Source organism: Shewanella sp. YQ_9 (assembly GCF_043103185.1).
GTDB lineage: Bacteria > Pseudomonadota > Gammaproteobacteria > Enterobacterales > Shewanellaceae > Shewanella > Shewanella algae.
The window spans coordinates 74,407-94,410 of sequence record NZ_JBICJO010000076.1 but is presented as its reverse complement, the minus strand read 5'-3'; the positions used below and the strand labels follow the sequence as shown (position 1 = coordinate 94,410).

At 55.7% G+C, this 20,004-nt stretch carries 20 protein-coding genes and 1 pseudogene; 15 read left to right on the top strand and 6 right to left on the bottom strand.

The window, feature by feature from the left end; translation table 11 throughout:
• Positions 1-229 precede the first annotated feature (229 nt).
• Positions 230-1,654, top strand: a complete 1,425-nt coding sequence (gene rimO / locus ACF8D4_RS21080; RefSeq protein ID WP_025010214.1) for a 30S ribosomal protein S12 methylthiotransferase RimO — start codon at positions 230-232, stop codon at positions 1,652-1,654.
• A gap of 37 nt (positions 1,655-1,691) precedes the next feature.
• Here the strand turns inward: rimO and ACF8D4_RS21075 are convergent, their stop codons facing one another.
• Complete coding sequence (locus ACF8D4_RS21075) at positions 1,692-1,916, bottom strand: ribosome alternative rescue factor ArfA (protein WP_096141104.1); 225 nt, start codon at positions 1,914-1,916, stop codon at positions 1,692-1,694.
• A gap of 196 nt (positions 1,917-2,112) precedes the next feature.
• Between ACF8D4_RS21075 and ACF8D4_RS21070 the strand changes: the two genes are divergently transcribed.
• The 3 genes from ACF8D4_RS21070 (at position 2,113) to ACF8D4_RS21060 (ending at position 4,047) form a co-directional block, all read left to right on the top strand.
• A complete protein-coding gene (locus ACF8D4_RS21070) occupies positions 2,113-2,961 on the top strand; it encodes an ABC transporter substrate-binding protein (protein WP_186295259.1) in 849 nt (282 codons plus the stop codon).
• A gap of 118 nt (positions 2,962-3,079) precedes the next feature.
• Positions 3,080-3,427: a hypothetical protein gene (locus tag ACF8D4_RS21065; RefSeq protein WP_392465168.1), complete on the top strand. Its 348-nt coding sequence runs from the start codon at positions 3,080-3,082 to the stop codon at positions 3,425-3,427.
• The gene (locus ACF8D4_RS21060) at positions 3,427-4,047 is read left to right on the top strand and encodes a hypothetical protein (protein ID WP_025010218.1); all 621 of its coding nucleotides are present in this window, start codon (positions 3,427-3,429) and stop codon (positions 4,045-4,047) included. The genes ACF8D4_RS21065 and ACF8D4_RS21060 overlap by 1 nt, the downstream gene beginning before the upstream one ends.
• 71 nt (positions 4,048-4,118) lie before the next feature.
• Here the strand turns inward: ACF8D4_RS21060 and pmbA are convergent, their stop codons facing one another.
• Positions 4,119-5,462, bottom strand: a complete 1,344-nt coding sequence (gene pmbA / locus ACF8D4_RS21055) for a metalloprotease PmbA (protein WP_096141108.1) — start codon at positions 5,460-5,462, stop codon at positions 4,119-4,121.
• 148 nt (positions 5,463-5,610) lie between these two features.
• Here pmbA and yjgA point away from each other — a divergent pair, with 148 nt between their 5' ends.
• From yjgA to hydF, 9 genes are all read left to right on the top strand, one after another.
• Positions 5,611-6,144: a ribosome biogenesis factor YjgA gene (yjgA, locus tag ACF8D4_RS21050; protein ID WP_025888297.1), complete on the top strand. Its 534-nt coding sequence runs from the start codon at positions 5,611-5,613 to the stop codon at positions 6,142-6,144.
• Between the two features lie 131 nt (positions 6,145-6,275).
• On the top strand, positions 6,276-6,680 hold the full coding sequence (locus ACF8D4_RS21045) for a hypothetical protein (RefSeq protein WP_025010220.1): 405 nt from the start codon (positions 6,276-6,278) through the stop codon (positions 6,678-6,680).
• Positions 6,681-7,225: 545 nt separating this feature from the next.
• Complete coding sequence (locus tag ACF8D4_RS21040) at positions 7,226-8,458, top strand: [FeFe] hydrogenase, group A (RefSeq protein WP_392468954.1); 1,233 nt, start codon at positions 7,226-7,228, stop codon at positions 8,456-8,458.
• Between the two features lie 10 nt (positions 8,459-8,468).
• Positions 8,469-8,786 (top strand): iron hydrogenase small subunit, encoded by a 318-nt coding sequence (locus ACF8D4_RS21035; protein WP_044735281.1) that lies wholly within the window; start codon positions 8,469-8,471, stop codon positions 8,784-8,786.
• A 10-nt stretch (positions 8,787-8,796) separates the two neighbouring features.
• The gene (locus ACF8D4_RS21030; protein ID WP_392465163.1) at positions 8,797-9,462 is read left to right on the top strand and encodes a cytochrome b/b6 domain-containing protein; all 666 of its coding nucleotides are present in this window, start codon (positions 8,797-8,799) and stop codon (positions 9,460-9,462) included.
• A gap of 69 nt (positions 9,463-9,531) precedes the next feature.
• Complete coding sequence (gene hydG / locus ACF8D4_RS21025) at positions 9,532-10,986, top strand: [FeFe] hydrogenase H-cluster radical SAM maturase HydG (RefSeq protein ID WP_054744473.1); 1,455 nt, start codon at positions 9,532-9,534, stop codon at positions 10,984-10,986.
• Positions 10,983-11,594: a hypothetical protein gene (locus ACF8D4_RS21020; RefSeq protein WP_392465162.1), complete on the top strand. Its 612-nt coding sequence runs from the start codon at positions 10,983-10,985 to the stop codon at positions 11,592-11,594. The genes hydG and ACF8D4_RS21020 overlap by 4 nt, the downstream gene beginning before the upstream one ends.
• Positions 11,591-12,604, top strand: a complete 1,014-nt coding sequence (gene hydE, locus ACF8D4_RS21015) for a [FeFe] hydrogenase H-cluster radical SAM maturase HydE (protein ID WP_054744475.1) — start codon at positions 11,591-11,593, stop codon at positions 12,602-12,604. Before ACF8D4_RS21020 ends, hydE begins: the two co-directional genes overlap by 4 nt.
• Entirely contained in the window at positions 12,597-13,829 is a 1,233-nt protein-coding gene (gene hydF, locus ACF8D4_RS21010; protein WP_345857248.1) for a [FeFe] hydrogenase H-cluster maturation GTPase HydF, read from the top strand. Before hydE ends, hydF begins: the two co-directional genes overlap by 8 nt.
• Here the strand turns inward: hydF and ACF8D4_RS21005 are convergent.
• Genes ACF8D4_RS21005 through ACF8D4_RS20990 form a run of 4 tightly spaced genes read right to left on the bottom strand, consistent with a single transcriptional unit; the run spans position 13,789 to position 18,473 of the window.
• Positions 13,789-14,952: an ABC transporter permease gene (locus ACF8D4_RS21005; RefSeq protein WP_392465159.1), complete on the bottom strand. Its 1,164-nt coding sequence runs from the start codon at positions 14,950-14,952 to the stop codon at positions 13,789-13,791. The two genes, hydF and ACF8D4_RS21005, sit on opposite strands and share 41 nt — an antisense overlap.
• Positions 14,949-16,106, bottom strand: coding sequence for an ABC transporter permease (locus ACF8D4_RS21000; protein WP_392465158.1), 1,158 nt, complete (start codon positions 16,104-16,106; stop codon positions 14,949-14,951). Before ACF8D4_RS21000 ends, ACF8D4_RS21005 begins: the two co-directional genes overlap by 4 nt.
• 2 nt (positions 16,107-16,108) lie before the next feature.
• Positions 16,109-17,083 carry an HlyD family secretion protein gene (locus tag ACF8D4_RS20995; protein ID WP_028781331.1) on the bottom strand — a complete coding sequence of 325 codons (975 nt, stop codon included), beginning with the start codon at positions 17,081-17,083 and terminating at the stop codon, positions 16,109-16,111.
• The gene (locus ACF8D4_RS20990) at positions 17,073-18,473 is read right to left on the bottom strand and encodes a TolC family protein (RefSeq protein WP_392465157.1); all 1,401 of its coding nucleotides are present in this window, start codon (positions 18,471-18,473) and stop codon (positions 17,073-17,075) included. Before ACF8D4_RS20990 ends, ACF8D4_RS20995 begins: the two co-directional genes overlap by 11 nt.
• A 549-nt stretch (positions 18,474-19,022) precedes the next feature.
• Between ACF8D4_RS20990 and ACF8D4_RS20985 the strand changes: the two are divergent.
• Together ACF8D4_RS20985 and ACF8D4_RS20980 are read left to right on the top strand one after the other, a co-directional pair.
• A pseudogene (locus ACF8D4_RS20985) lies at positions 19,023-19,231 on the top strand (IS630 family transposase); the annotation flags it as partial.
• 226 nt (positions 19,232-19,457) lie between these two features.
• Positions 19,458-19,970 (top strand): hypothetical protein, encoded by a 513-nt coding sequence (locus tag ACF8D4_RS20980; protein ID WP_123117278.1) that lies wholly within the window; start codon positions 19,458-19,460, stop codon positions 19,968-19,970.
• Positions 19,971-20,004 lie beyond the last annotated feature (34 nt).

Sequence of the window (20,004 nt, the reverse complement as noted above, 5' to 3'; positions counted from 1 at the left end):
TCTCCAAAAAGTTCGCTTTCGTTGACCATAGAAACGCAGCCAGCTGACAAAAGGGTTAAAAAAATCAAAAAATTTTTCAACGAGGTTTTGAAGCGGCAACCGAGATGGCAACATAGAACATAAATTAACCAGCCCAACTGTACCTTTTCTATGGCTGAGGTATAATCGCCGCCAATTTTACCGGCACCCCAGCGTGCTCCATCAGCTTTAGCATTGCGGAAAACAGCTCTTGAAGAAATCAGTCGACATTTTTGATCCCAAGCAGACCACGACTCTGGACACTCCGGCCAAGACTCTGGCACAGGAAAACAGCCCTGCCGAGGCCCAAACCAGCGGCAATCGCATCGGCTTTGTCAGCCTGGGCTGCCCCAAGAACCTGGTGGATTCCGAGCGGATCCTCACCCAACTGCGCATCGACGGCTATGAGGTTACCAACAGCTATGACAATGCCGACCTGGTAATAGTCAACACCTGTGGCTTTATTGATGCCGCGGTGGAAGAGTCGCTGGATGCCGTGCGTGAAGCGCTGGAAGAAAACGGCAAGGTGATAGTCACCGGCTGCCTGGGCGCCAAGGAAAACCAGATCCGCGAAGTGCATCCGGATGTACTGGAGATCACCGGCCCCCACAGCTATGAAGCCGTGCTGAACCATGTGCACAAATATGTGCCCAAGCCGGAGCACAACCCCTTCACCTCGCTGATCCCGCAAGCCGGCGTTAAGCTGACCCCCAAGCATTATGCCTACCTGAAGATTTCCGAAGGCTGCGACAACCGCTGTACCTTCTGCATCATTCCGGCGCTGAGGGGCGATCTGGACAGCCGCAGTGTCGGCAGCGTGCTGGATGAAGCCAAACGCCTGGTGGAAAGCGGGGTTCAGGAAATTCTGGTCGTCAGCCAGGACACCTCGGCCTACGGCAAAGACAAGGGCGGCCGCACCGACTTCTGGAACGGCATGCCGGTGAAGCAAGATATCACTACCCTGGCCCGCCATCTGGGCAAGATGGGGGTGTGGGTACGCCTGCACTATGTCTACCCTTACCCTTGGGTCGATGAGCTGATCCCGCTGATGGCCGAAGGACTGATCCTGCCCTATCTGGATCTGCCACTGCAGCACGCCAGCCCTCGTGTGCTCAAGATGATGAAGCGCCCCGGCCGGGTCGACCGCCAGTTGGACGCCATCAAGAAATGGCGAGAAATCTGCCCGGATCTGGTGATCCGCTCAACCTTTATCGTTGGCTTCCCCGGTGAAACCGAAGAGGATTTCGAAATCCTGCTGGACTTCCTGCGTGAAGCAAGGCTGGACCGCGTAGGCTGCTTCAAGTACTCGGAAGTCGATGGCGCCGTGGCCAACACCTTAGCAGAGCTTATCAGTGAAGAGGTCAAGCAGGACCGCTATGAGCGTTTCATGCAGGTGCAGGCCGAGATCAGTGCCGAGCGGCTGGCGCGCCTGGTAGGCCGTGAGCTGGATGTCCTTATCGATGATGTGGACGAGGAAGGCGCCATTGGCCGCTGCTATGCCGATGCACCTGAAATCGACGGCATGGTATTCTTAAACGGAGAAGTGGAACTGAGCCCAGGGGACATGGTGCGCGCACTGATCACTCATTCTGATGAGCACGATCTGTGGGCCGAACTGGTGCAGATGCCGGATTAAACTCTCCCAACACCTTGGAGAAATCTTTCTTGAGGTGTCAGCAGGGTGAAAAGATTAGAGTCATAAAATCAAAAGGGGCAACACCCTGTTGCCCCTTTCCATTGCGTCCTTTACGACTGTATGATCCTTTGCCCTTCTTCGGCTTCTCGCTGCGACAGCGAAACAGTGAACTGGTCACCACGGCCTTGAGGGCGTTATCTTTGATCTGTCCACGACCGGATTCATGTTCCAGCAGCGCGGTCTGCTTAATATGTTTGGCCATATCGGCTCCTTATTTCAATTGGATGAGACTTGCCCGACCATACCGGACAAAAATCGCGCAAATACTACTCCCATTTGTACCAATAACCAAATATCTTAATCTTGGCCCAAAGTACAATGTCGCGTTTCGCCTTATTCATGTTATTAAAAACAATCACTATTCAGTCTGTTTCAGTCAATCCGGGAGGGTTTGTTCTGTGATATTCAGGTTCTGTTGTCTGGCGCTGCTGGCACTCGCTTGTTCACCACAGCTGCTTGCCGCAGAAACCTGTGAGCTGACCATGGGGTATCGCACCAATGCCAGGACCCCCTATATTGCTGAAGCACCGGATAACAGTGGCCTCTATCTCAGCCTGTATCAAGACGCGGCGGCAAAAATAGGTTGTAGTCTCAAGGTGGTGCGAGCGCCGAAAAAGCGTATTCTCTGGGAAATTGCCAAGGGTAATATCGACTTCTATCCCGGGCTGGCCTTCTCCAAAGAGCGCCACGACTACGCGCATTTCATCGCCAACGGTCTGTCTGAACGCTATATCGGCGTCAGCCGCGACGACTTGAGTGACATCACCTCGTTGCAGCAATTGGTGGATAAAGAGCTAGTGCTGCTTATCTCCCCCGGCAGCTATCAGCTGGGTGGTTTACCGGACAAATTGATAGTGCGCAAGCCACCGGACATGAGCACAGACTCGGCGATAGTCTTTCTCAAACAGCATCAGGGTGATTTCTATGTCTACGATGAATCAACCCTGAGATATTGGCTGAAAACCCATCCTCAGCACGGGCTGAAACTGCATCCCTACTGCTGCGATCACAGGCGACAAGGACACCTGGGCTTCTCACGCAAGAGCCGTTATTTCAGTGCCGGAACCAATCCAAATTATATTGCCGACAGGCCGATATCCATTGACAACAGCCCTTGGGAGTTGCAGCCGGACAGCCGGGCCTACGCACTGCAGCAGGCCTTGCATGACATGGCCGAAAGCGGTGAAACCGAGCGGCGTTATCAATACTATATGCAGCAGGTATCACAAGCGGCGGCTGTACCCTAATCCCCCTGTTCATACAAGGAGTATTGCCCCTACTCCATTGATACATTTTGGAGCAATTCAGCCTGAGTCCAGCATCTAATGGGTACACTACTGCTTTTGGGTCGCAAAGAGTTGTAATATGTTTTCCCGCAAGCCGTTGACGCCACAGGCACAGCTGGACTTGGCCATGACCTTGATGGCCGAGGAGGAGCAGCGCCTGCAAAACGCCCTTGAGCTGGTACTGCACAGCAGTCAGCAAGCGATAACAAAACGCCTGCAACGGGCCAAAATCGATGCCGATATCTTCCCGCCGGTTCATCAGGACTATCTCAATGCTATGGCATTGCAACATCTGTTCACCATACTGCATCAGGGAGACGAGCACAGAGCCAACAGCATCTGCAATAACCTAAGAGAACTCAGCCAATGCCTGCAGCCCGCCATTCAGGACAATGCCCACTGCGAAGAACAATATCGGCCGGTTTAATGCTGCTTTGTGGCTTGGCGCTACTTCCCGCTTCCAAGGCCCAGAGCAAACCGCCCCAAGTCACTCCCGACCAGAGCACATCCGAGTTGTTGTTACAACTGGATCAGCGGCTGCTCGCCAGCCGTAGCGCAACCAAAACCTTGAGCGACTGGTGTGATGAATATCAACTGGCCACAGACGCCAGCATTCGCGCCGAAGGAGAAAAGCATTTTATTCATGATGCTCCCAAGGAGGTCTACCGTCAGCTTAAAGTGGCGCCGGGAAGCCGACTAGGCCATCGCAAGGTGCGTCTTATCTGTGGCGATAGAGTGTTATCTGTCGCTGACAACTGGTATGTGCCCGAGCTCCTTACCCAGGAGATGAATCAACAGTTACAGCATACAAAAACCCCGTTCGGCACCGCCGTCAAGGCGCTGGACTTCAGGAGAGAAAACCTCCAGAGCCTGAAGCTGTGGCAAGGGAGCAAGGTGCTGCCGCCATTTGTATTGCAACACAAGGCGCTGCTTTTGCGAGCCGATGACAAGCCCTTTAGCCTGGTCATTGAACGTTACACCAGTGAACTGCTTCCCAAGTCGTCCGCAAATAAGCCGTCCGCAAAACAGCCAAGCATGGCGCAGTAATCCCTCAAAAACAGTAATCCAAGTTGATAAAAAAGCCCGCTTTAACTGCGAGCTTTCAGTCTTTGGCAGGCTTAGTTACCGGCTATCTTCATCTCATCGAGCAAGATTGCCCCGGTACGGATGCTGGAGCGCAAATCCCTGTCGCTGGAAACCGCCTGCATGGAGCGGTACATCTGCTTCAGGTTACCGGCTATGGTGATCTCCTCGACCGGGAACTGGATTTCACCATTCTCAACATAGAAACCGGCGGCGCCGCGAGAATAGTCGCCGGTGACCATATTCACGCCTTGGCCCATCACCTCTGTGACTATGATCCCCCGGCTCATGGAACGCACCAACTCATCAAAACTGTGGCCGGTATCAGCCAGCGTCCAGTTATAGATGCCGCCGGCATGGCCGGTATTGACCAGTCCCAGCTTGCGCGCCGAGTAACTGGTCAACAGATAACTCTCCAATATGCCGTCACGGACTATGTCCCGCTCTCGGGTCGCGACCCCTTCGCTGTCATAGTTGGCACTGGCCAGGGCACCTTTAAGATGCGGCTGCTCGGCAATGCTGAACCATTCGGGGAAAATCCGGGTGTGGATAGCATCCTGCAGGAAGCTGGACTTGCGATACAGGCTTGAGCCACTGATGGCGCTGACCAGATGCCCCACCAGACCTGTGGCCACTTCGGGCGCAAACAGCACGGGCATTTTGCCGGTTGCCAGTTTGCGGGCACCGAGACGGGCAACCGTCTTATCGGCGGCCTTAATCCCCACCTGCTCTGGGCTCAACAAGGCGTCGAAGCGGCGGTTGATACCATAGTCATAGTCGCGCTGCATATCGCCGTTTTCTTCGGCGCCAATCACCACACAGCTCAGGCTGTAGCGCGAGCTGCAGTAGCCCTGCAGGAAACCATGGCTGTTGCCATAGACCTTGACGCTGTTGTGGGCGTTGGCACTGGCCCCATCCGAATTCTTGATCCTCGGGTCTCTGTCCAGCGCTGCAGCTTCGGCGCGAATGGCCAACTCGGCCAACTCTTCCGGGCTGGTGTGACGGGGATGATAGAGATCCAGATCGGGAAAATCTTTCGCCATCAACTCAGAGTCGGCCAAACCGCTGGCAGGGTCTTCACTGGTATAGCGGGCGATACCATCGGCGGCCTTAACCGCCTGACGAATCGCCTCCGGCGACAGATCCGAAGTGGAAGAGCTGCCCTTGTGTCCATCGCGATACAGGGTGATCCCCAGCGCGCCATCCTTGTTGAATTCGACCGTTTCCACCTCCTTGAGGCGAGTGGAAACACTCAGACCCTGTTGCTTGCTGATGGCCACCTCGGCAGCACTGGTGCCCAGGCTATTGGCATACTCCAGCGCCATTGCCACCGCGTCTTTCAACGCACTCAGTTCACTATCAATAAAATTTGCAGACACAGGTTTACTCTTGAATTGGCTAAACTGCCCCTAGCATAACAAAAGCCGGCTTTATTCACATAACCACGACAGATCAATTTTGCTGCCGTAGAAGACGAAGCGCCAAGGGGGATGCTACAATCAGCGCCAGTATCAGAGGAAAGACTTTATGAAAATAGTTGGCGATTCAGAGCATTTTAAACAGCCTTATGATGAGGACGAGGACTATATCAGCAAGACCTCGCTCAAACGCGACAGTGAAGAGGCTCAGGATCTGGGCAAGCAGCTGGCAGCGCTGAGCAAGAGTCAGTTGGCCAAAATTGAGCTAGGTGAGTCCCTGTTTGATGCCATCATGCAAACCAAGAACATCAAGCCCAATACCGAGGCCTTCCGTCGTCAGTTGCAGTTTATCGGCAAGCTGATGCGCAACGAAGATCTCGAGGCGATTCAAACCTCGCTTGAGCGGGTGCTGAACAAGAACAATGAAGCGGCCGCAAAGGCTCAAGTATTTGAGAAGTTGCGTGACCGTTTGCTCAGTGGTGGCGATGCCGAAGTGCAATCCCTGCTGGAGGAGCACCCGCAACTGGACAGACAAAAACTCAGGCAACTGGTGCGTCAGGCCAATAAAGAGCTGACCAAGGGGCCTCAGTCCAAGTCCTCTGCCGAGCTGTTCAAGTATTTGCGCAGCGAATTGGAAGACTGATTCAGTCTTCCATACCGTAAAAACGCCGGCCTTGATGCTGGCGTTTTTTGTTGCCAAGACGTTATAATCCGGCGCGGATAACACGGAAAAGTAATACCCCACAGATATCGCATCCAATAAAGGACGGATTAATGCGTAAATTGACTCTTGCCTCACTGGCTTGTACCGGCGCACTGCTGGCAGGCTGTAGCTCAACCCCACAACCCATCATAGCCCAGGAAAAAACCGTCGAAGTGAAAGGCCAAACGCTGAAGCTCGGTGGACGCTATTTTTCCGATAAAAAGAAACTGGAACTGACAGTTAACGGTGACCCCATAATGCGCGGCACCTTCCCTCCATATACCCCAACCCAAAACCTGGGTGGCCGTTATAAAGAGATGGAGATCGACGGCAAGTGCTACTTCGGCTCCGTGCTCGGTAGTCAGGGCGGCGCCTTTGGCATTATTGCCAGCGCGGTGCAATCCTCAAAATCCAGCAACGGCGACAAGTGCGAAATCCTGGTTGACGGTAAAGCCGTCGAAAACCTCTATTTCTAACGCTCAACCCAGCTAGATGTGTCCGTGTTATCCCGCACCACATCTGTGAAATTGGCTGAAGCTGTGCCTAAGGAAGGTGCGAACAAGTCCCATGTGTGCTCTGCGTCGGCTTACAGGCCTGGATGCAAGGCGTGGTTCGCAGCAAATGGCCCTAGTCCTTTGCAAGAAGCACAACACAGCAGGCAGGCCTGTAAGCCACGCCCTTCGGGGCTTTCACAGCAACCGGCTCTCTGCGTTATCCGACTTCGACAGGCCTCGGCATGCCTTCAGTCAGATGCCTTGAACGCCAATTGCTGTGCAAGCCAGAGTGCCACGAGGACTTATTTGCACCTTCCCTAAGTCAAAAAGTCCCATGCCCCTGTTTCACCGGCTAATTTCATCATATTTCATGTAAAAACTTGTGAAATCTCAAGGCTGATCTGCTTTGGATCACAGATAGCGACAAGCCATTCCCTATAATCCCTCCGCCCTTTCCCAAGGGGTATAGCTTTTACATAAGCAATTAGAAAATAAGAATATTATCACGTAAAAAGGAACGCATTGCCATGACAGCAACCAGCTATCAGCCGGGAGAGATCCGCGGACTGATCCAGATAGATGCGCTCAAATGCAAAGGGTGTGACGCCTGCAAACAGTTCTGTCCCACCCATGCTATTGAGGGCGCATCCGGTGCCCCCCATAAGATTGATGAAGAGCGTTGCCTGAGCTGCGGCCAGTGTCTGATCAACTGCCCGTTCGGCGCCATTCATGAAACCCAGAGTGCCTTGGATACTGTGCTGACCAAGCTCAAGGATCCCGATACTCAGGTGGTCGGTATTCTGGCTCCGGCGGTACGGGTTGCCATAGGTGAAGCTTTCAACCTGCCCAAGGGACAACTGCTGACCAACAAACTCTACGGCGCCATGCACCAGGCCGGATTCAGGATCTTCGACTGTAACTTCGCCGCCGACCTGACCATTATGGAAGAAGGCTCTGAGTTCATTCACAGGCTGCATGCCAATGTGCGCCAGAAGCCAGGCGCCGGCAAGCTGCCGCAATTCACCTCCTGCTGCCCGGGCTGGGTTCGCTTCCTGGAAAACGAATACCCCAGCCTGCTGCCACATCTTTCCACCGCCAAGTCGCCGCAGCAGATGGCCGGGACTGTGGCCAAAACCTATGGCGCCAAGGTGTATGAGATGGCTCCGGAAAAGATCTTCACAGTGGCAGTTATGCCCTGCACCTCGAAAAAACTCGAGGCCTCACGCCCTGAATTCAACTCTGCCTGGCGCTTCCATCAGCAACACGGCAGTGATGCCGCCCCTTACGCCGATGTGGATGCAGTGCTGACCACCCGCGAGATGGCCGAGCTGCTCAAGCGCCTCGATATTCATCTGCCGGATGTGGCCGAATATAAGGGTGACAGCCTGTTTGCCCAATATACAGGGGCCGGCACCATTTTCGGTAACACTGGTGGCGTGATGGAAGCCGCGGTGCGTACCGCACACAAGGTGCTTACAGGTGAAGAGCTGGCCAAGCTGGAACTGGCACCAGTGCGTGGTCTGGAAGGCGTCAAGGAAGCCGAACTCACCATTCATGACCAACAGCTCAAACAAGATGTGCAGCTGAAAGTCGCCGTGGTGCACGACATGGGCCGCAATATCCGCCCCTTGCTGGAGCAGGTGATGGCCGGCACGTCCCCCTACCACTTTATCGAAGTGATGAACTGCGCCGGTGGTTGCGTCAACGGTGGCGGTCAACCTATCAACGGCTCAGGCACATCCTGGGTTGCCCAACTGTAAGGAATTGCTCATGACAGACAAGTATCAATTTACCGAAGATGGTTTTCTGTTGTCACGGCGCCGTTTCATGGCCGTGGGCGCTGCGATTCTGGCGCTACTGGCCCTGCCTGTGGGCTGGCTCGGCAGCCGTATCGCCAAGCGCAACGAATACATCAAGGCCAGGGCCGATGCCCTCTATATGGATGATGCCATTGCCAAGTACCGTGTCAGCCATGCCAACCCGGCCATTGCCCGCTATTACAGCGAATTTGGCGGTGAACCGCTGGGGCATCTGTCGCACGAGTTGCTGCACACCCATTTTGTCGATCGCACTAAACTGAAATCCTAAGGAGTCGGCTATGCATCAGGACAATCGTCCCATTCTCAAGCACCCGCTGAATGTTCGGGTGTTCCACTACATCTTGCTGCTGAGCTTCCTGCCACTGGCGGCAACCGGGCTGTTGTTGTTCTTCAAACCCTTGAGCGACAGCGCCATGGGGCTGACCTATGACATTCATATTGTTGCCGGTGTCATCATGGCGCTGGATGCGGTGGCCTTCACCCTGATGGCATTCGACCGTGTCGTGCTGTTCACCAACCGGGTGTTCACCTTCGGTGGTAACGATGTGGGTTGGTTCAAGGTACTTGGCGGCTATCCGCAGAAGTTTTTGCTGGGCAAGAAGGTCGCCGTGCCTCCTATGCGCAAATACAACTCTGGACAGAAGCTGTTCGGGGTTTGTGTCCTGCTTGGTGGTACTGCACTGATCATCACGGGCCTGGCGCTGTGGCTGGTTCCCTATGCAATCCCACGCGATACCGCCTGGTTGCTGGGGATGATCCACCTGGGTTGTGGCCTGCTGCTGACAGCGTTTTTGCCCGTGCATCTGTTCCTGGCGGTTTATCGCTTCGACGATTTCAAGGCGATGATGCTGCACGGCAAGGTGCCCTACCATGACGCAGCCGAGTACACCCCTCTCTGGGTGCAGGAGGAGGTCATTCCGGTTGCCGCCAAACGCGCCGAGTAACGCCATAAGTTCCATTTTCCAAGGAGCGCAGTTTGACTGCGCTCCTTATCTACAGGAGAGCCACTACAGATGTCAGGCCCTTTGATATCAGACCCGCTTGTATCGGGCCATACAGAAACGATTCAAGTCAAAGACTATAACCCCGCCGTAAATTTTATCGATGATGACGCCATCTGGGGCTTGCTCAATAACAACCGGCAACCCAGCCCGGATACCGTGCGCCAGGTGCTGGAAAAAGCCCGCCGCTTGCAGGGGCTGACGCTGGAGGAAGTGGCGGTTTTACTGCAAAACCAGGATGCCTCCCTGGACGAAGAGCTATTTGCCGTTGCCCGTGGCATCAAGGACGCCATCTATGGCAATCGCATAGTACTGTTCGCCCCCCTGTATGTTTCCAACTACTGCGCCAACGCCTGCAGCTATTGCGGCTTCAGCGCCGACAACCATGACCTGCCACGCAAGACCCTGAGCGAGCAGGAGCTGATCGCCGAGGTGGAAACCCTGGAAGAGATGGGCCACAAACGGATCCTGGCGGTCTACGGTGAGCACCCGCGTAATAACGCTCGCGCCATAGTCGACTCCATCAAGACCATGTACAGCGTGCGCAAAGGCAAAGGCGGTGAGATCCGCCGCATCAATGTCAACTGCGCTCCCATGGACACAGAAGATTTCAAGCTGCTGAAGACGGCCGCCATAGGCACCTATCAGTGTTTTCAGGAAAGCTACCACAGAACGACCTACGAACAGGTGCACCTCAAGGGCCGCAAGAAGGACTTCCTCTATCGTCTCTACGCCATGCACAGAGCCATGGAAGCCGGTATCGACGATGTGGGCATTGGCGTGCTGTTCGGTCTCTATGACCACAGGTTCGAACTGCTGGCCATGCTCGCCCATGTACAGCAACTGGAACAGGATTGCGGCATAGGTCCGCATACCATATCCTTCCCGCGGATTGAGCCCGCCGATGGCTCCAGTTTGTCGGAGCGGCCACCCTATGTCGTCGATGACGCCACCTTTAAGCGCCTGGTGGCCATTACCCGCCTGGCAGTGCCCTACACAGGGCTGATTATGAGCACCCGTGAAAGTGCCGAACTCAGACGTGAACTCCTAAGCCTGGGGGTATCACAGATCAGCGCCGGCTCACGTACCACCCCAGGTGGCTACAACCAGGAAGACGATGCGGCTCAATTCAGCCTGGGCGATCACCGCAGCATAGATGAAGTGGTATTGGATCTGGTCAAGCATAGCCATTCCATCCCCTCATTCTGCACCGGTTGTTACCGCAAGGGCCGCACCGGCGATCACTTTATCGGCCTGGCCAAGCAGCAGTTTATCGGCAAGTTCTGCCAACCCAACGCCCTGATCACCTTCAAGGAATACCTCAACGACTACGCCAGCGAGCAGACCCGCAAAGCCGGTGAGGCACTGATAGCCGCCGAGCTGGATAAACTCAGCCCCGCCAGAAGACGCAATATCGAGGCCTGCCTCACGCGCACAGATGCGGGCGAGAGGGACATCTATCTGTGAAAGGCAAAACTCTGGTACTGGCACCCGGATGCCGTCTCTATGCCGGGCTGCCAAAACAACAGCTGAAATCGGCATTGAGCCGTGCCCGGCGAGTAGCCCTGCATGCCGGCCACTATGCCAATTTCAGCGAAGGAGCGATAGATCAGTTGCTGCGACAAAGACTGCAAAGCAGTCAGCTGTCGCAGCTGTTGATAGTGACACAAAAGCTGGAAAGCGAAGCCGGGCTGGCGTTCGGCAAAATGTTGCGCCCGGAATCCACCGAGGCGGAAATCCTCGAGGAATACCGGGTGTCTCAGCATTGGAGCAATCAACTTGCCGCCTCCTGGCCCGAGCAGGTGACGGCGGTCAGCAGTAAGCTAGCCGCCAGCGCGCCTTTGCTGCTGCTCGATGATCAACTGTTTGTCGGCCACTATGCCCATAGTCCACATCTGGCGCCTTTGGGATTGTGGCTCAAGTTGGACAGCCGCGAGCTGGGGCTGCCACCGGCGGGCCTATGGCAAAGAATGCAAGGCAGTACCAAGGTCGCTGCCACGCCCTGGCAACAGGCCTTGTATCGCTACGCCGATGAGCTGGCACAAGTGCTGAAACAGGCGGGATCCCAAGCATGAAACCGGCCGAAAATCTGGGTTCAGCAGAAATCAGAGCCTTGCTCTGCGGCGAAGCCGATGACTGGCTGTTTGCCCGCGCCGATGCGGTCAAGCGCCAGTACTTTGGCAAGGAGATCTGGCTCAGAGGCATAGTGGAGTTTTCCAGCTATTGCCGCTGTGACTGCCACTACTGTGGCCTGAGAGCCGCCAATCGCGACATTGAGCGTTACCGGCTCAGCCACCAGGAAATCATCGACTCGGCCCTCAAAGTAGATAAAGCCGGTATCGGCACCCTGGTGCTGCAATCCGGTGAAGACAGCCGCTTTCGACAGGATGGCATAAGCCGCATCCTCAGCACCATCAAACAGCAAACCCAGTTGGCCATCACGCTATCTTTGGGTGAACGCAGCCACAGTGAGCTGGCGCTCTGGCGCGAAGCCGGCGCCGACCGCTATCTGTTGAAACTGGAAACCCTGGATGCCGAGCTCTATAGCCGCCTGCGCCCGGGAAGAGTGCTGGACAAACGCCTAAGGCTACTGGAAACCCTCAAGAGCCTGGGTTATGAGACCGGCAGTGGCATTATCTGTGGCCTGCCTGGCAGCAAGAGCGATGCCCTGGCCGACGCCCTGTTGGCGCTCTCAGCCATGGAACTGGAGATGTTGGCGGTCGGTCCCTTCGTCAGCCATCCACAAACCCCGCTGGCAAACACGGCCAACGGCAATGTGCTTGAGTGCCAGCGAGCCTGCGCCATACTCAGGCTACTCAATCCCGGTGCCAACATTCCGGCCACCAGCGCCCTGGATGCCTTGCAAAAAGGCGCCAGGCTCGAATCCCTGAGCCGCGGCTGCAATGTACTTATGCCCTCGTTCACGCCACAGAAAGACAGCAGCAAATACCTTATTTACCCCGGCAAGAATGCCTCCGGCTGCCCGCTGGAGCAGCGTCTCGCCGATATCAGACTCAGCCTTAAAGCCCGCGGCTTGTATTGCTCTGCGGACAGAGGCAACGCCAGGAGACAAATTAATGTGTAATTCGGCCCCCAATGCAGCCCCCCGCGGGGTCAGACTGCACATAGTATTGTGTGGTCGTCGCAACGCCGGGAAATCCTCCCTGCTCAATTACTTATCCAACCAACAGAGTGCCATAGTCTCTGAGACCAAGGGCACCACCACAGATGCGGTGCGCAAGCCCTTTGAACTGCATCCGGTCGGCCCGGCTACCCTGATAGATACCGCCGGACTGGACGATACCGGCGCCCTGGGGCTTCAGCGAATAGCCGCCAGTCGCCGGGCGTTGCAACAGGCCGATATCGCCGTCTATGTGCTGGATGAACAGGGGTTGGATGAGTTTGACCGCGACTGGCTGTTACTGCTGCAAAGCTGGCAGCTGCCAATCCTGGTGGTAGCGAACAAGCAAGATCTGGCCCCTCTGCCCGCAGAGCATCAGCACTGGCTCAACGACCAGGGTATCAAGTTCTTATGCCTGTCGACCCAAGAGGCAAAACACCGGGAAGACTTGGTCGAGCAACTGGTTCAACTGGTGCCGGCAGATTTTCGTTGCGACCCCGTGCTGGCCGCCGACTGTTACCGCATAGGAGAGCAACTGCTGCTGGTCGCCCCGATAGATTCGGCGGCCCCCAAGGGCAGATTGATTTTGCCCCAGGTGCAGGTTCTCAGAGAAGCGCTGGATAACGGTGCCATTGCCAGCATCTGCCGTGAGTCTGAGCTGGCCACGGCCTTGGCCGCCATGCCCACGCCACCGGCGTTGGTTGTGACCGATGCCCAGGCGGTGAGACAAGTGGCCGCTCAGGTACCCGACAGCATTCCTCTGACCACCTTCTCCACCCTGTTTGCCCGGGCCAAGGGCGATCTACCGGCCCAGCTGCAAGGCGCCGAGATGCTCGAAAGGCTCGAGGATGGTGATCGGGTACTAATCGCCGAGGCCTGTAGCCATGAGGTGCAGGATGAAGATATAGGCAGAGTGAAGATCCCGGCGGCCATCGGCAAATTGACCGGCAAACAACTGGAGTTCAGCGTCTGTGCCGGCCATGACTTTCCGGCCGATTTGGAACGCTACAAACTGGTAGTGCACTGCGGCGCCTGTATGTTGGGGCGGGCGGAGATGCAGCGGCGCATTCTCGAATGTCGCCGCCGCGGCGTCGCCATCACCAACTATGGGCTGGTGTTGGCCAAGGCCAGTGGCGTGCTGGAAAGAGTCAGTGCGCCGCTGCTGCCAGTTGACGCCGACGCCAACTAACGCCCCAAACCGCCAGAGGGAAGAACAGCAACAATAGCCCCCAGAGCTGCAACCATTTGGGGGCAATAACCGCCCAATCGGCTCCCATCTGGTTCAGCTGCAACATTCCCATAATCGCCGGCACCGCCGGGATCACCTGCGACAGCCATACCAAGGGCTCAGGGATCAGTGCCAAGGGCCAGACAAAGCCACTGACAAACAGGATAGGCATGGATACCAGCAGCAGGATCTGAGTCGGCAACTCGCGCCTGACAAACAGGCAGCTGAGCGCTACCCCGGCGCTGGCGGTGGTCAGCAGGAAAGGCAACATCAGCAACAATACCTGACCAAGACTCGCCTGCAGACTCACCTGATAGAAGTAATAACACCAGCCAATATAGAGCGCACTGAACAGGCTATAGAGCAAGCCGAAGGCCAACACCCGAGCACTGACCAGCATCAAGGGACTAACCCGGTTCCAATAGCCCGGCTGGCGCCACTGACCGGCGCCGAGTATGCCTGTGCCTATCAGCAAGGTCTGGTGCAAAATCAGCAGAAACAATCCTGGCACCACATAGGGCGTATAACCCAAACCTTTATTGAATGCGGGCACGGCATTGAGTTTAATCGGCGCCAGACTCTGGGCCGCGGCCTCAGGGCTCTGGCCCGAGGCCAATAGTCCCTTGAGCTGGATCTGCTTGCCGGCATCCATACCGGCACTCACCAAACCTTCTACCACAGCGGAATAGATCAGGAAGTAACTGGCATCACCGCCGAAGCTCAAAGTCGCGCCCCGTCCCAGCAACAGATCGCGGCGAAAATCAAACGGGATCACCAATAAACCATGGGCGCGGCCATCGGTGACCCAGGCCTTGGCTTCGTCGATGGAGCCGACCCGACCGACGACCTGGATACGGGCACTGGCATCGGCGTGACGGATAAGCCGCCGTGACAGCGAAGAGTTATCGTGATCCACCACCACCAACTGCTGCTCTGTGGGCACCTGATGCAGATAGGGCAAAGGATAGAGCACGGCATAGAAGAGCACGCCGCCAAACAGGGTCAAAGAGATCGCCTTGTCACGCACCAAGGCGCGTAAATCTAGCCAGATCAACTGCCATAACGAGAGGGACTTGGCTGTCATAACGTCTCCTCAAGCGGCAACTGCGACTGCAGCACCCTGGCATAACGACGGGCAAAGAACCAACTGGGGAGCAACAGCAGCAGAAAGCCGAGATAACCCAGCGCCTGAGGCAGCAAGCTGGCCGGCCCGGCGCCATAGCTCACCAAAGCAACATGAGACTCTATATAGTGGCTTGATGGCATCAACAGACGCCACCACTGCGCCAGCAGTGGCATTTCTCCGGTCGGGAAGGTAATGCCCATAAAAGCAAAGGCGGGTGCAAACAGCGCGGTGCAAAAGCTGATCACCCTGGCGCTATCGGCCAGCATAAAGAAAATCCCCTGCACCCAGAGCCAGACCGCCATCAACATTAAGATCTGCATCGGCAGCAGCCACAGGAGTTGCCCGGCTATCGGCAGCCCCAGCAGCTGATACAACAGCACCAAAATAAAGCCGCCGTGCAGCAGCATAAAGGCGCCGTTGACCATAAACTTACTCAAAAGCACTGAGGGCATACCCAGGCGGAAGCATTCGCCCAAGGTATCCTGGCGCAGCTCACGGTTGAGACTGCCGGCAAAAGCCAACATGGCCAGCAGTTGCCACAGAGCTATCAGCACAGGCGGCACCAGGAAGCCGACATAGTTGTTATTGCGGTTGAACAGCGCCGTGGTTTGGGTGCTGACAGGGCTGAGATGTACCTCAACCTGGGACGGGTTTACGCCTGCCGCCAGTTGCTTGAGCCTGGCCACCTGCTGCAAACCATCGGCCAGGGTCAGTTGCAACTGACTGGCCAGCAGTTTGCCCACCAGCAAAAACTGGCCGTTGTAGCGCAGGTCTATGGTGGGAGTGTGCCCGGTCAGCAGTTCCTGCTTCAAACCATAGGGCAAGATGACCAAGGCATAGACCTCGCCGCGGCGCATCGCCTCGACCGCCTCGTCCAGCGCCAGATAACGTCTGGGGGCGGTGACAGGATTAGCCTCAAGATGACGCCCAAGCTCACGACTGAGGCTGGAGTTGTCCTGATCCACCAGCGCCACCGGCAACTGCCTGGGCAACCCGGCGGAAAACAACCACCAAAGACAGAGCACACCGATAAGCGGCAGATAGCTTATCAGTGCCAGCTGCCAGGGATCGCGCCAGACAGCCTGCCACTCTCGCCGAAGCAACTTCTTCATAATCAAGACTTTTCAAGTAATACTGACATGCCCACCCGCAGATCGGCTACCGGCTCCAGCGGCCTGAGCTCCACTTCAAAGGTACGCATATCAAAGTCGTGGCCACTCTCGGTCGCCCGCCAGGTGGCGAAGTCGCCCAGCACACTGATGTGGCTGACCTCAAACTCGACACTGCGTTGCAGCGCCGGCAGTGTCAGGGTCATACGCTCGCCCTTCTTGAACTGCTTGAGCTGATCCTCACGCACCTGAAACACGGCCCAGGCATCTGTCATATCCACCAAACTGACCACAGGAAAACCACTGGGTGCCAGCTCGCCCACCTGCAACAGCACCTCGGTGATTTCACCGCCCTTGGGCGCGCGCATCTGGCTGTCGGCGAGTATGGCACTGACCTCTTTCACCGCGCCTTCGGCCATACGGGCATTACCGGCTGCGGCGGCCTTGGTTTCTTCCCGGGCACCCTCTTCGGTCATTTGATACATGGCATAGGCGGCCTGCTCGGTATACTTGGCGGCCTGATATTGGGTAAAGGCTTCATCACGCTTTTGCCGGGCAAGTACGCCATCGCGGAACAGGTTTTCTACCCGGTCGAAGGTGGTCTTGGCCAGCTCACTGGCGGCCTTGGCCTTGAGCCACTGCTCGCGGGAGGCGGCAACCTGCTGCTTACGGGCACCGCTGTCGGCTTCCTGCTGCATCGCCTTGGCGGCATCGCGGCCACCCTCGGCCTGCATCAGTTTGGCATTGAGCTCTGGGCTGTCGATGGCAAACAGTAGATCCCCTTCACTGACACTGTCTCCGCGGCGCACCAACACCTGCTCCACCCGGCCCGGCACCTTGGAAGACACATTGTATTCCCTGGCCTCTATCTGCCCCTGCAACAACTGTGGCTTGGGGGAGTAAGCCAGGATCAGCCCATATACCAGCGCCGCCACTATGGTTACCAGGGCCACTATGGCCACCAAAGGATTAACCCGCATCCTGTATCTCCTGCTTGTCACTGCGTCCGATAAATTCATCCAACTGGCCACTGACCGCCATCAAGCGGGCATAGGCCTGAACATAACGATATTGAGCCGCCAACTGCTTGGTGCGTACCGCACTGAGTTTGAGCTCGGCATCCACCCTGTCGATGGAGGTAGACAGCCCTTGATTGAAAGCCAGTTCCCGCAGCTTGAGGTTTTCCTCTGCCAGCGCCAGAGAACTGTTCAAGGCATTAACCTCCTCTTCGGCCTGCAGCAGTTGGCGATAGCTCTGATCCACCAACAGACTGAGATCCTGACGGGTTTGTGCCTTGGTGTATCTGGCCTGCAGCAAGGCGCTCTTGGCCGCCTGCACCTTGCCACTGCGACCATCACGGGACAGCAGCGGCACCTTGACCCCGACGCCTACCATCCAGTCGGGTTCGACCTTGGAAAACAGGCTGTCGTCTTCATAGAGGGTGTAGTTACCGTAGAGGAAAACCGTGGGGAAGTATTTTCCCTTTTCCATATCGACCAGACCCTGAGCCTGGGTCTCTTTCGCCTCCAACAAGCGCAAGGCTGGATGCTGCTTCAGCGTCAGCTCAGTCAACTGCGGCAATGAAGGGGAGCTTGGCACCATAAACAGCGGTGACTTGGTGGCGATATCAGTCTGGTGCAGCAGGCGAGACAGGGCTATCAGCGCCATCTCATGGCGGCGTTTGGCACTGCCGAGGTCGACCTTGGCCTGATCCAGTGCCACCTGGGCATTGAGGCGCTCGACTCTGGCGATCTGCCCCTGTTGTTCCAGTTTTTCAGCGTGGCTGTAATGCTTTTCCAGCGATGCCACCAGCTGAGCCTGGGTTTGCACCAAAGCCTGGGTCACAGTGACGGCATAGTATCTGTCTACCAGAGTGGTAAACAGCTCACGCCGTGCCAACTCCAGTTGCTGCTTCTTCTCAGCCACCTGAGCCGCCTGAATGCCTTGAGCGGCAGAGATCTGGCCACCGGTATAAATCGGCCACATCGCCTGTAAGCTGGCTCGGAACACATCCTGCTCGGTGAAAGGAGTCACAAACATCGAGCCGGGAAGCGAGCCGATAATGCCACCTATGGCCGGTGGCAGAGTGGCGGGATCCATAGAGGCGAGTGGATTGAGATCGCGCAGATCCAGCTCTATCGGTTTTTCCAGCCTGGTATAGCTGCCGTTGATGTTGAGCGATGGCAGGTTAAGGTCGCGCCCGGCCTCTTGCTGCGCCTCGGCGCGGCTGACTTCCTGGCCTTCGGCCGCCAGCTTGTCGCTCACCTCCAGCAACTGTTGCCAGGCCGAGGCAAAACTATAGTCTGCTGCAAACGCAGGCTGAACCGCCAGCGGCCACAACAGCAACCAGGCAAATTTGGTCAATTTCATCTACACCCCTAGAGTAAAAACTCTAATTCCTGAGCAAAAAGGATATCATCCTCGCTTGTCGGCCACCAGTTAACCTTGCTGCGCGGCGGCGCAAGGCCTCCAAGGCCTGTCGAAACCTGGGTAAAAAAACAGACAAGCCACTGGATCCTAGTCTTTTTTAAGCTGTATTGAAACTAACACTAAGAGTGAAGCTTGCCGACGATTATCTCGCCAAGTATGAGAAATGGGTTATACCCACCAAGATCTTTAGCTAATCTGCTGCGTATAGCAGCAGTTTCCAGACTTTATGCCGAGCAGTCGTATCGGCAAACCTGCACCGAGGAAATGGGCGTATGTCTGCACGAGTCCATCCAGACTCCAAAATGTGACTCAACTGGCTTATCAACACCATGAATTGTTACCTCACAGCCCATCAACAAGTTAGCCTGAGACATTGACCAGACACATTGGCCCGAGAGATTATTCAAGTACATTGAGAAACTGCTTAGTTTTAAACAGAATGCTGGCCAAACAAAACCGGAAAGCTGGTCAAAAAAGGTGGACTACCGGCTCAAACACAATTCCAGGTTCAAGCTACTGTTTCACCTGTATACTCACCTCGGATTAACAAGATAGAGCGCTTATGGCTGGCGCTGCATGAAACGGTCACGCGCAATCATAGTTGCAAGACCATGCTGAAACGCCTCAGCAGGGTATGGCGATTTATGGAAACGGTTTCACCATTTCCTGGCAGCGGACACTGCACAGCGGAAATGTAGCAGTATTAGGATCAGTTGTTTAGTCGAGGGGGTGTGAAACATCAAAAAGATCTGGCTGTCTTGTCTTTCTTTACCAGCGGCTCAATTAACAGCGCAAACCCTGATGGAACCTGCTTATCTGGGATTGATTTGATCTACAAGGCCATTGCTGCACCCAAGGGGAGCTAAGATTTCGGGCCGAGCCCCTGCAGGCTGGAAACCATAAACAGTCGAGATGAGTAATGATATGTTAGACAATGAAGAACGTGAATTTATTCTAAACAAAGTGTCACAACCCGTGATTACCATTGCCCGCGAGGTCGATTTTGCCGAGCGCTATGCCTCCATGTTGGTGCGCTTTCCTAAACTCCCTGGCGATTTTAATCCTAAGGTGCCGACGGAGCGTCGACAGGCATTGGTTGCCCAGTTCCCTTACCCGATTCGCTTTTACAAAAGCGAGGGGGGATATTACAAGCTAAATGCCAAAAAGTTCGCCTACCCCCATATGAGGCTTATGATGGAGATGCTGCAGTGGGTAGTGTTCAACTTTGACTTGTGGCGTGAAGATAAGCGAATTGGTGGCGGCACTTATCAACAGATTGCCGTGGCGGAGCGGTTAGCGCGAGGTGAAAAGATAGATTGGGATAAAGACTGGCGTACACAACACCAGCCATGGTGCTATAACGAAACACAATTACAAACTGTGCTAACAGAAAGTTTTGCGCTATTTGATGACCTTTGCAAACAATTACCGGATTAGTCATTTGATGCGGGTTAACTGTTTGCTGGCAAGC